13 protein-coding genes are annotated in these 10,377 nt (G+C 60.6%); 10 read left to right on the plus strand and 3 right to left on the minus strand.

Features of this window, described 5'->3' with window-relative positions:
• Positions 1-93: 93 nt before the first annotated feature.
• A complete protein-coding gene (locus tag G6L28_RS20910; RefSeq protein ID WP_174066169.1) occupies positions 94-615 on the minus strand; it encodes a DUF6428 family protein in 522 nt (173 codons plus the stop codon).
• Between the two features lie 41 nt (positions 616-656).
• On the opposite strand from G6L28_RS20910, the gene G6L28_RS20915 reads away from it, so the two are divergent.
• The 10 genes from G6L28_RS20915 (at position 657) to G6L28_RS23230 (ending at position 9,111) form a co-directional block, all read left to right on the plus strand.
• Positions 657-1,013: an ArsR/SmtB family transcription factor gene (locus tag G6L28_RS20915; RefSeq protein WP_174066171.1), complete on the plus strand. Its 357-nt coding sequence runs from the start codon at positions 657-659 to the stop codon at positions 1,011-1,013.
• Complete coding sequence (locus G6L28_RS20920; RefSeq protein WP_174066173.1) at positions 1,010-1,540, plus strand: arsenate reductase ArsC; 531 nt, start codon at positions 1,010-1,012, stop codon at positions 1,538-1,540. Before G6L28_RS20915 ends, G6L28_RS20920 begins: the two co-directional genes overlap by 4 nt.
• Positions 1,537-1,980: an arsenic resistance N-acetyltransferase ArsN2 gene (gene arsN2, locus G6L28_RS20925; RefSeq protein ID WP_093002839.1), complete on the plus strand. Its 444-nt coding sequence runs from the start codon at positions 1,537-1,539 to the stop codon at positions 1,978-1,980. Before G6L28_RS20920 ends, arsN2 begins: the two co-directional genes overlap by 4 nt.
• A gap of 4 nt (positions 1,981-1,984) precedes the next feature.
• Positions 1,985-3,025 (plus strand): ACR3 family arsenite efflux transporter, encoded by a 1,041-nt coding sequence (arsB, locus tag G6L28_RS20930; RefSeq protein WP_174066175.1) that lies wholly within the window; start codon positions 1,985-1,987, stop codon positions 3,023-3,025.
• Between the two features lie 4 nt (positions 3,026-3,029).
• On the plus strand, positions 3,030-3,452 hold the full coding sequence (gene arsC, locus G6L28_RS20935) for an arsenate reductase (glutaredoxin) (protein ID WP_174066177.1): 423 nt from the start codon (positions 3,030-3,032) through the stop codon (positions 3,450-3,452).
• Positions 3,427-4,152 carry an arsenical resistance protein ArsH gene (gene arsH / locus G6L28_RS20940; protein WP_174066184.1) on the plus strand — a complete coding sequence of 242 codons (726 nt, stop codon included), beginning with the start codon at positions 3,427-3,429 and terminating at the stop codon, positions 4,150-4,152. Before arsC ends, arsH begins: the two co-directional genes overlap by 26 nt.
• Entirely contained in the window at positions 4,149-5,354 is a 1,206-nt protein-coding gene (gene arsK, locus G6L28_RS20945; protein ID WP_174066186.1) for an arsenite efflux MFS transporter ArsK, read from the plus strand. The genes arsH and arsK overlap by 4 nt, the downstream gene beginning before the upstream one ends.
• 108 nt (positions 5,355-5,462) lie before the next feature.
• The gene (locus tag G6L28_RS20950; RefSeq protein WP_174066188.1) at positions 5,463-7,100 is read left to right on the plus strand and encodes a Mu transposase C-terminal domain-containing protein; all 1,638 of its coding nucleotides are present in this window, start codon (positions 5,463-5,465) and stop codon (positions 7,098-7,100) included.
• Positions 7,097-8,014: a TniB family NTP-binding protein gene (locus G6L28_RS20955; RefSeq protein WP_202033803.1), complete on the plus strand. Its 918-nt coding sequence runs from the start codon at positions 7,097-7,099 to the stop codon at positions 8,012-8,014. The genes G6L28_RS20950 and G6L28_RS20955 overlap by 4 nt, the downstream gene beginning before the upstream one ends.
• Positions 8,011-9,111: a TniQ family protein gene (locus tag G6L28_RS23230; protein ID WP_174066196.1), complete on the plus strand. Its 1,101-nt coding sequence runs from the start codon at positions 8,011-8,013 to the stop codon at positions 9,109-9,111. The genes G6L28_RS20955 and G6L28_RS23230 overlap by 4 nt, the downstream gene beginning before the upstream one ends.
• Here the strand turns inward: G6L28_RS23230 and G6L28_RS20965 are convergent.
• Both G6L28_RS20965 and G6L28_RS22795 read right to left on the minus strand, forming a co-directional pair.
• A complete protein-coding gene (locus G6L28_RS20965; protein WP_174066198.1) occupies positions 9,071-9,988 on the minus strand; it encodes a recombinase family protein in 918 nt (305 codons plus the stop codon). The genes G6L28_RS23230 and G6L28_RS20965 overlap by 41 nt on opposite strands.
• A gap of 191 nt (positions 9,989-10,179) precedes the next feature.
• Positions 10,180-10,377 (minus strand): hypothetical protein (locus tag G6L28_RS22795; protein WP_210265781.1); only part of this gene is annotated, 198 nt, incomplete at its 5' end.

Raw genomic sequence — 10,377 nt, forward strand, 5'->3', positions numbered from 1 at the left:
TGTCGGCCGTCCTTATCGAGCGGATTCTATCTCGCTGATTCCAAAGAACAAGGCATTCACCCAATTCGCCGGACTCACCCTAATTGGGCGGACTCAGGAGCAGCACGAGCCTGCCTGTTGTTTTGGACCACAGCAAGCTGAGGCCTTCTGGTTTTCTTCTGCGAGCCAGCGATCGCGCGGCTTGCAGCTCGCCGGCCGCGGTACCAGGTCGACATGAACTGCGCCGCTATGCACGGCAGGGGTCGCTGCACAGTAAAGCTGCATCGGCCGGACGCCGTCACTAACTTCAAAAGTCAGCTTTGCTAATCCATCCAGCCGCAAATGCTCTGACACCTTGCGGATGATTGCCGCGAACTTTCGAGCCGGCATATGCGTGCGGTCGTCCTCGTCGATGTCCCACAGCTGTACGAAGATTTCGGACCATTCCTCGTGCTCAGCGCCACAGTCGAGCGCTGCGAACTGTCCCGCCTTCACCTCGGTCACGTGATAGCCACCTTTCACCGGGCGGCCGTCGTAAGAGAAGATCAACGGCAGATCCCGGACGCCGTCGATTGTGTCGAGCAGGTGGCCAAGGCTGATATCCGTTTCGAGAAAGGGCTTGTCGAGTGCGTTCATTTCGGCTACTCCTGTTTCAATAATTCAAGGATTGTAGAAATATGGAAGAACGTCAAGCCCTGATGTCATTTGCGGCACTGTCGCAGGAAACAAGGCTCCATATCGTCCGCATGCTGGTGGTGGCCGGTCCGGACGGAATGGCTGCCGGTGCTATCGCCGAAAAGGCCGAGGTCTCGCCCTCCAACGTGTCGTTCCATCTGAAGGAACTGGAGCGCGCTGGCCTTATCAACCAGCAGCGGGAGTCCCGATCGATCATCTACACCGCCAACTACGACGGTCTGGGCGCGCTGGTTCGCTTCCTGATGGAAGACTGCTGCGCCGGTCACCCGGAGATATGCGCACCGGCCACCGAGGTCTGCGCTTGCTGCGCGCCAACCGCAAAGGAGAACCTGCAATGACCGCTGATCGCGTTTACAACGTCCTGTTTCTTTGCACCGGCAATTCGGCCCGATCGATCCTTGCCGAGTCCATTTTGAATGGGGAAGGCAAGGGCCGATTCCGCGCGTTTTCCGCTGGTAGCCAGCCCAAGGGCGAGGTCCACCCACTGGCTTTGGATACGCTACGCGGCCTCGGATACGAATCGGCGGGGTTCAGCTCAAAAAGCTGGGACGTCTTCGCGCAGCCCGGCGCGCCGCAAATGGATTTCATCTTCACGGTCTGCGACAATGCCGCTGGCGAAGCCTGCCCGGTCTGGATCGGCCACCCGATGACTGCCCACTGGGGCGTTGAAGATCCGGCAGCCGTCGACGGTTCGCTGGTTGAAAAGGGCCAGGCCTTCTCCCAAGCCGCCCGCTACCTCAAGAACCGCATTACCGCGTTTGTGAACCTGCCGCTCGCGTCGATCGACAAGCTGGCGCTGGAAACTCAACTCCGCACGATCGGGACGATGGAAGGCAGCACCAGCCGCAAGGGCGACGTCGCGTGAGCTACGTTTTGGATCAGCAGCCGGCGAGCGGGCGCGATCAGGATCTCCAGGCAGCACTGCAGGCGGCGGGGCTTCCGATCGACGATCTGGAGCAAGGTGGGCGCACCTTCTTCCGCTTTACGGACCAGGGCCAGATCGTTGGCTTTGGCGGATTGGAACCCTATGGCGACTGTGCGCTATTGCGCTCCGTGGTCGTGCTTTCCGACAAGCGCGGGCGTGGTTATGGCGAAGCCATCTCACGCCAGATGCTTGACCAGGCAGCGCGCGATGGTGCCCGCACCGTTTACCTGCTGACAGAAACGGCCACTGCATTCTTTGAGTATTTAGGCTTCGTGAAGGTCGATCGCGCGACCGCGCCGGCCGCAATCTTGCAAACACGCCAGGCGGCAAGCCTTTGCCCGGCCTCGGCCGGCCTGTTGGCCAAGACTATCCGAGGGTAAAATCATGTCCACGTTTGAACGCTATTTGACGGTGTGGGTATTCGCCTGCATCGTCGTCGGGGTGACGCTCGGCCACCTTATGCCCGGGGCCTTCCAGACGATCGGCGCGGCCGAAGTCGCGAAGGTCAACCTGCCAGTGGCAGTGCTGATCTGGCTGATGATCATCCCAATGCTGCTCAAGATCGATTTCGCGTCCCTCGGGCAGGTCGGCCGCCATTGGCGAGGGATCGGCGTCACCCTGTTCATCAACTGGGCAGTAAAGCCGTTTTCGATGGCCCTGCTTGGCTGGCTGTTCATCGGCTATCTGTTCCGGCCCTACCTGCCGGCAGGGCAGATCGATTCCTATATCGCGGGCCTGATCATCCTTGCGGCCGCGCCCTGCACCGCCATGGTGTTCGTCTGGTCGAACCTGACCAAAGGCGAGCCGCATTTCACGCTGAGCCAGGTCGCGCTGAACGACACAATCATGGTGGTGGCCTTCGCCCCGATCGTCGGGCTGCTCCTTGGCCTCTCGGCCATCACGGCCCCATGGGATACTCTGATTCTGTCGGTCGTGCTCTACATCGTGCTGCCGGTGATTGCAGCGCAGATCCTGCGTCGGCTGACCGACGTAAACCGCCTAGGTGCCAGGCTGCAGCCGGTATCCCTCGTCGCTCTACTGGCGACCCTGGTGCTACTGTTCGGCTTTCAAGGCGAACAGATTCTCGCTCAACCGGGCGTGATCGCCCTGCTGGCCGTGCCGATCCTAATTCAGGTTTATTTCAATTCCGGCCTGGCCTACGTCCTCAACCGCGTCAGCGGTGAGGAACATTGCGTCGCCGGCCCGTCGGCCCTGATCGGCGCATCCAACTTCTTCGAGCTGGCGGTGGCAGCCGCGATTAGCCTGTTCGGCTTCAATTCCGGAGCGGCGTTGGCAACCGTCGTAGGCGTGCTGATCGAAGTGCCCGTGATGCTGTCAGTGGTCTGGATCGTTAACCGCAGCAAGGGCTGGTACGAGCGCGGCGCCGCCGTCCGCTCCTCCGCTTCCACCATCAAAAGGGCCTGAAACCATGGACGTCACAATCTATCACAACCCCGCCTGCGGAACGTCACGCAACACGCTGGAAATGATCCGTAACGCCGGCATCGAGCCCACAGTGATCGAATACTTGAAAACCCCACCGACGCGAGCACAGCTGGTGCAGATGATCGCTGATGCCGGCCTGACGGTGCGCGGCGCCATCCGTGAAAAGGGCACGCCTTATGCGGAGCTGGGCCTCGATAACCCTGACCTGACTGACGATCAGCTGCTCGACGCCATGCTCAAGAATCCGATCCTGATCAACCGGCCGTTCGTCATCACACCCATAGGCACGCGCCTGTCGCGGCCGTCGGAAGTGGTCCTGGATATCCTTCCGGACACCCACAAGGGCGCGTTCACCAAGGAAGACGGCGAACGTGTCCTCAATGCGGAAGGAAAGCGCATTGTCTGATTTGCCTGCCGCATCCCTTGCGCACCTGCAGCTTCCCGATCTGCAGGCGTTGCGTCCGTCCTTTTCCACCCACAAGCCGAGGATCCTGATCCTCTATGGCTCCCTGCGTCCGGTGTCCTATAGCCGGCTGCTTGCGCAAGAGACGGCGCGCCTGCTCGAACATTTTGGCTGCGAGGTTCAGATCTTCGATCCGGCGGGCCTGCCGCTTCCCGACGCGGAGCCGGTGAGTCATCCGAAGGTGCAGGAGCTGCGTGAGCTTTCTGCCTGGTCGGAAGGCCAGGTCTGGATCAGTCCCGAACGCCACGGCTCCATGACCGGTATCATGAAGGCGCAGATCGACTGGATCCCGCTTTCGGTGGGTTCGGTGCGGCCGACGCAGGGCAAGACACTAGCCGTTATGCAGGTCTCCGGCGGCTCGCAGTCTTTCAATGCCGTCAACCAGCTTCGTGTGCTCGGCCGCTGGATGCGGATGATCACCATCCCGAACCAGTCGTCGGTCGCCAAGGCTTTCCAGGAATTCGACCCTGACGGCCACATGAAGCCGTCGTCCTATTATGATCGCGTCGTCGACGTCTGTGAGGAGTTGGTCAAGTTCACGCTGCTGACCCGTGACGCCTCTGCATATCTCACTGATCGCTACAGCGAGCGAAAAGAAGAAGCCGAAAAGCTGGAGCAGCGCGTGAGCCTGAATTCCATATGAGCGAACGAGTCCCTGTTGCCGCTATCCTTGCCTTGGGCGTCACCCAGAACATCGGCTATGGCACACTCTATTACAGCTTCAGCATCCTAGCGCCCGACATGGCCGCGCATTTTGCGTGGTCGACCGAATGGATCTTTGGCGCGCTTTCGATCGCGCTGCTGATCGGCGGACTAACCGCGCCCTGGCTCGGCGGCCTTTTCGACCGCCTCGGTCCAGGGCGGGTGATGACGGTCGGCTCGGCGATCGCCGCCGTGGCTCTCGCAGCCTGCGCCTATGCGCCGGGCAAGGCGGCATACGTTGTGGCCTTGATTGCGATCCAGGTGGCGGCCAACCTGGTCCAATACGGCGCGGCGTTCGCGCTCCTTGTCCAGATCAGGCCGCACGTGGCGTCGCGCAGCATTACTTATCTGACGCTGCTCGCCGGCTTCGCTTCCACGATGTTCTGGCCGATCACGACAGCCCTACATGCGCAGATGTCCTGGCAGAATGTTTATCTGATCTATGCCGGCCTGAACCTGTTCCTATGCCTGCCGATCCACGTTTGGCTTTCGCACGGCGCCACCGCGCGCCGGTCCGCGACCAAATCGGCCCCGCAGCGAGTCGAAGGGATACTGCCGCCCGAGCAACGTCGCCTCGGCTTCGCGTTGATGGTCACGGCGTTTTCGCTGCTGTCGCTCTCCAGCTCGGCCGTGCTGGTACATATGGTGCCGCTGCTGTCCGGTCTCGGCCTCGGGACCTCCGCGGCGCTGATCGGTACACTGTTCGGCCCGTCACAAGTAGCGAGCCGTCTGATCAATATGGTGTTCGGCAAAAACCTGCCGGCACTGCAGTTGGCGATCGTTGCGGCAATCCTTATCCCCGGAGGCGTATTGATCCTGCAGTTCACGGCGCCTTCCATCTCAGGCTCAATGGTCTTCGCCGTTGTCTTTGGGATGGGCAACGGCCTGCTCAGCATTGTTGCCGGCACCCTACCTCTCTACCTGTTCGGCAGTGACGGCTATGGTAAGCTGCAGGGGAAGACGATGGCCTCCAAGTTGGTCCTCTCGGCTTTGGCGCCTTTTGTCATGGCATTCGCGATGGCAAACATCGGCATTTTTCTATCGCTCACGGTCGCCGCAATGCTTGGTGCGCTCGCGATCATCACGTTCGGGCTCATCGTCACGATGCAACGCGCATATCGTCCTTCACCGATCTCAGGATGAAGTTCCGCAGGTACTGTCTTGGATCTGTAACAGTCCGTCGTCATCGTTGCGGCTGAGGTAATCGGCGCAGAGTTTCACTCGAACCGTAACGGGACGAGGAGATCTTCGATGACAAAGAAACCCGACAAGATAGCGGCAACTGAGGCCGCATGGACAAAAGCGATCGCCCGCGAGGCGCTTATCCGTCCGCTTGCTTCGGCCACGCGGATTCCAGCCGCTCGTTTTGTAGGCGTTTGTCGGGATCTTGGTCTGAAGCGGACCCGTCTGTACGAACTTATCGCTCTCTATCGCGCCGCGCCGGTCGCCAGCTCGCTCCTCGACCAGCTCCCGGGACCGGAAAAGGGTAGCCGCCGTCTGTCTGCTGAGGTTGAGCACATCATCGACGCTGCGATGCGCGACACCTATCGAAGCCGGGAGAGGCCGACGGTGAAGGCACTTCACCATCGGGTTCGCCAGCTGTGTCACGAGGCTGGCGTTCGCGCGCCCTCTTGGAAGGCAGTCGCATTACGCGTCCAGCAGGCGGACCAGAAGGCCATTTATCGCGATAGAGAAGGGGCGAAAGCCGCGCGACAAAGGTTTGCGCCCGTCGTCCAGGAATACAAGTCAGACTACGCGTTTCAGATCGTGCAGATCGACCACACCTTGGTGGACCTGTTCATCGTCGACACTCTCCACCGTCGCCCGCTGCAAAGACCGTGGCTAACGCTGGCTATCGATGTCGCGAGCCGCATGGTGGCGGGGTTCTATCTTAGCTTGGAAAGCCCTTCATCGACTTCCGTTGCCCTGGTGGTCCAACAGTTGGTCTTGCCGAAAGAACCATGGCTCGAGGAAAAAGGTATTGCGGCTGAATGGCCAGCCCATGGCCTGCCAGACATTATTCACCTCGACAACGGGCGGGAGTTTCATGGCAAGGCCCTGGTTCGAGGGGCCGCTGAACACGGGATTTCCCTCGTTCACCGGCCTGTCCAACGCCCGCATTACGGTGCCCATATCGAGCGGTTGATCGGCACCATGATGGGCGCGGTGCACATGCTGCCGGGCTCGACATCAAGCAATGTTGCGGACCGCGGCGCCTACGATCCCGAAAAGCACGCCGCGATGACCCTTGATGAGCTTGAAAAGTGGATCGCGTTCGAAATCACGGGCCGCTATCATGCCGAAATCCACAGAGGCTTGGGCGTGCCGCCAAGGCTAGCCTGGGATGACAGCCTCGTGGATCGACCGTATCCGCTAAGGCTTCCCCACGATCCAGAGCAATTTCTGAAGGACTTCCTGCCGTTTGAAGAACGGTTCGTCCGCAGAGACGGCATCCATCTGTTTGGGCTTCGGTATTGGGACGACGTTTTGAGCCCATGGGCTGGCAGAGGCCAGAGGGTGCGCGTCAGATATGATCCCCGTGACCTATCGCGTGTTCAGGTCGAAGGGGCAGAACACTTCGTCGAGACGGTGCATTTCGCGGATCTTCGGCGCCCTCGCATCACGCTTGGCGAACACCGGCTGGCTTTGGCTGCGTTGCGGGCGAGAGGCATCAAGGCCGTCAACGAAGACCTGATCTTCTCGACCATCGCCGAGCAGCGACGCCTCTTGGCGAATGCCGCTGAGAAGACCCGAACCGTTCGGCGGACTGCCGAGCGGAATGAACGGGCATTGTCGGCAGGGCGCGATCGCATCGCGATCCCCGAGTACGAGCAGGCCCAGGAAGTCTTCGACGATCTGCCGCCATTATCCGTGGAGGAATGGTCATGACCGCCTACGAGCACTTGCAGCCCGCTTATCGCCAGTACGCCGCTCTAGACACCGACGAGCGGATCGCGTGGCTGCGCGCTGATCGATGGTTCGAGACGTCGCAGGCAACGTCGGTGATGAGGCGGCTGGAGGATCTTCTGTCCTACCCCGCGCGTGATCGGATGCCATGCCTTCTCCTTTACGGCGATACCGGGATCGGTAAGACAAAGATCATTCGGAAGTTCCTGCGGGATCACCCGCCTCGGTTCGACCGCGGCACTGGCATTACGACCATGCCTGTCGTTGCCATGCAGATGCCGGCCGAACCTGTCGAGCGCGATGTCTACGGCGAGTTGCTGAGCGCGCTTGGAGCGCCAGGGCCGCAATACGAAGCGGCCTGGCGCTTGAAAGCTGTCTGCCGGAGCCTGATGAGGGACATGGGCGTACGCATGCTGATCATCGACGAGATCCATGCCGTCCTGACCGGCACTTTCCGACAGCAGCGGATATTCCTCAATGTCATCCGGTTTCTGGCAAATGATCTGAAGGTACCGCTGATCTGTGCGGGAACCGATCTCGCCCGGCAGGCCCTACTCACAGACCAGCAACTTGCCGAACGGTTCGAGGCCTTCCATCTCAAACGTTGGTCCAACGACAAATATCTGGCCCAACTGCTATCGAGCCTGGCCGGCATTCTGCCGCTCCGCGAGCCATCTGACATCGGGACGGCTGCGGTCCGTCAACGTGTGTTGGAGCTGACCGATGGCGTGACCGTCCGGATCTTCCGTCTGATCGAGACTGCCGCAGTCGAGGCGATCCGCAGCGGCAGTGAGCGCATCACGCTCGAGAGCTTCACTGCCGGTGAACTGGTTCTGCCGCTGATTTCGATGACGCGGTATTCCGAGCGTCAGCTACAAAGACGGATTGCGCGGTGAAGCCCATTCCGCTCCTCCCTCTGGCACCGCGGCCCTGCGAGGATGAGCTGATCTCGTCCTGGCAGAGCAGGGTCGCAGCTCGCTATTCTCTGGGGATTGATGACATCGATACCTGGCTGCACCTCGACCGCTCAGTGTCCGAGGACCGCGATTTCAATCCTGCATTGGAAAATCTACGACGATGGGTCCGCGCCTGCAGGGTCCGCAGCGACATCGTCGAAAAGCTTGCACTCCGCCGCCATGCTGCACCCCTAGGCTACGTGCTTCGTTCCCAATCGTGCGGCATTTGCCCGGCTTGCCTTGAGGACGATCGGCGAAATGATCGTGATCAGTATCTCCGCCGAACCTGGTCGCGCGCCGAGACCGTCGCGTGCACCATCCACCGACTCCGTTTGCGATATTTTTGCCCAGCATGCTTCGCAGGTCGCGGTTTCCGATTTGAATATCGGGATGGCTTGGCCGAGCTAATCTGCTCCAGCTGTCTGGCCGCCGTTTCCCGCGCACCGCCGGCGCCTTCCGAGCGACGCCATGCCGAATTGCTGATCGCAACGATGAAGGCGATCAATGACGCCGAGGAGGGGAGGGGGCAAACGACACTCGCTAGGTTCAAAGAAGCGATCCGCTTTCTTTGGACTGCCTCTGCGAACGCCGGGCGGCCTGAAATCGACTTGTTCGGTATAGAGTGCCCTTTCGGTCGAACTTCCATACCAGTGACCGAAGATGAGCCAATGACCGGTTTGTCCGTGACTTGGCGGTGTTCCACTCTTTTGACGATCGCGCAGATGTTGGACATTGGCAATGCGCGATCCGATCTCGGTCCTCCTAACGAATGGCTGATCTGGGCGTTCAAGAGATTTGGGAACAGAGACGCTCCCCATCGGATCCCACCCGAGCGTCCCAAGGCGGAACCGCGGGAAAAGCGACCGCCACGTCGATCGGACGCCGACTATCTTCGACTGGCCACCGCGGCGATCAAAGATCCGCGCTGGAACAAGCTCTCGACGCTGGCACCGCGGAACCGCTCTAAAGCGATCTCGCGGTTAGCACGCGAGCTGCTCAGTCCCTCAGAAGCCCAAACCGAAACGCCTCATCCATGAGAGCTTTGACGGATGAGGGCTGCCATTTCCGGCCGCCGCGAACCGGACGCTCTCCCATCTGGTCCAACTGACCTGCGATATCCCGCAGCGTCAAAGTCGGATCTGCGATCGCGATCGCCGCGACAAGCTTCATATGGCGATCGTCTACCGGTCTGCGGGGAGAGCGGGCCAACAGTTCGGAGTCCGCGAGCTTCTCTCTCACCAAACGATGGACGGCGCGGCGCAGGCGCTCGACAGTCCAGTCGTGGCCCTTTCGATTGAGGATCCGCACAACGTTGTCCCAGCTATGCTGCGGCCGAAGCTGCTTTACCGTCGGAAGCCAGGTTTGGGCAGACGTAATTAGTTCGTCGAGGTAGACCCGGTTCTTGGCGGCTGCGGCAGCACGGATCGCTTCTGGTCGTCGCTCACGAAGACCTGGATTGCCTGCTAGGCGACCACGTGCCTTGGCCGCCCTCATCCCCGACTTCGTGCGCTCGGCGATCAGTGCTCGCTCGAGCTGGGCGACAGCACCAAGGACCTGGAGTGAGAACATGCCCTGTGGCGTCGAAGTGTCGATCGGATCGCGCAGCGATCGGAAATGGACGCCTCGTTCCTCGAGGTTCTCGATGACATCGAGCAGATGACTGACCGAACGTGCCAGCCGGTCCAGCCGCACGACGACGAGGACGTCGCCGGCAGACAGCTCCTTCAGCACCCTGGCGAGAACCGGCCGGGCACGAGAGGCGCCAGAACCATGCTCCTGGTGAATACGGTCACAGCCGGCGGCCCGGAGTTCGTCGATCTGCGCATCGTGAATCTGGTCGTCGGTAGAAACGCGTGCATAGCCGATAAGCCGACGGGGCAAAGCAGGGGCAATGTTCTTCGCAGATTTTGCCATAGATTTTCCCCGATTCTGCTGCGTTTGTTCAGATAAGGAACGCACAGGCAATGGTTCCTTTGCAAGCGTGTTTTACGTGCTAAATGAGAGTCCGTACAGCGTGTTTTCCGATCCGGCGCGCATCTTTGCCCTCCACTGCGGCGATCGCGCGCTATCGGCGCTCTGAGGCGGAAATGCCGGCAAATAAGCCTTCAGACGGCATCAGCTTCCATGATCATGCAAGGAATACAGAAGGACGCCGCAACTCCCTCGTGAAATGTGGGGGCGCTTGCTTCGGCCGCGAAGGAGGGGATCGCTACGTCGCAGCGCTCTGTCCACCGAATTGGGGCGAAAAACCCCTGAAAATCGCCGGAAATGTGGGGAATCCGCCGAATTCGGACGGCCGACAT

Origin of the sequence: Agrobacterium larrymoorei, from assembly GCF_013322225.1 — a bacterium.
Classification (GTDB): Bacteria; Pseudomonadota; Alphaproteobacteria; order Rhizobiales; family Rhizobiaceae; genus Agrobacterium; species Agrobacterium larrymoorei_A.

Coding starts and splice junctions, on each gene's coding strand:
- G6L28_RS20910 (WP_174066169.1), bottom strand. CDS start 615: ATGAACGCACTCGACAAGCCCTTTCTCGAAACGGATATCAGCCTTGGC.
- G6L28_RS20915 (WP_174066171.1), top strand. CDS start 657: ATGGAAGAACGTCAAGCCCTGATGTCATTTGCGGCACTGTCGCAGGAA.
- G6L28_RS20920 (WP_174066173.1), top strand. CDS start 1,010: ATGACCGCTGATCGCGTTTACAACGTCCTGTTTCTTTGCACCGGCAAT.
- arsB (WP_174066175.1), top strand. CDS start 1,985: ATGTCCACGTTTGAACGCTATTTGACGGTGTGGGTATTCGCCTGCATC.
- arsC (WP_174066177.1), top strand. CDS start 3,030: ATGGACGTCACAATCTATCACAACCCCGCCTGCGGAACGTCACGCAAC.
- arsH (WP_174066184.1), top strand. CDS start 3,427: ATGCGGAAGGAAAGCGCATTGTCTGATTTGCCTGCCGCATCCCTTGCG.
- arsK (WP_174066186.1), top strand. CDS start 4,149: ATGAGCGAACGAGTCCCTGTTGCCGCTATCCTTGCCTTGGGCGTCACC.
- G6L28_RS20950 (WP_174066188.1), top strand. CDS start 5,463: ATGACAAAGAAACCCGACAAGATAGCGGCAACTGAGGCCGCATGGACA.
- G6L28_RS20955 (WP_202033803.1), top strand. CDS start 7,097: ATGACCGCCTACGAGCACTTGCAGCCCGCTTATCGCCAGTACGCCGCT.
- G6L28_RS20965 (WP_174066198.1), bottom strand. CDS start 9,988: ATGGCAAAATCTGCGAAGAACATTGCCCCTGCTTTGCCCCGTCGGCTT.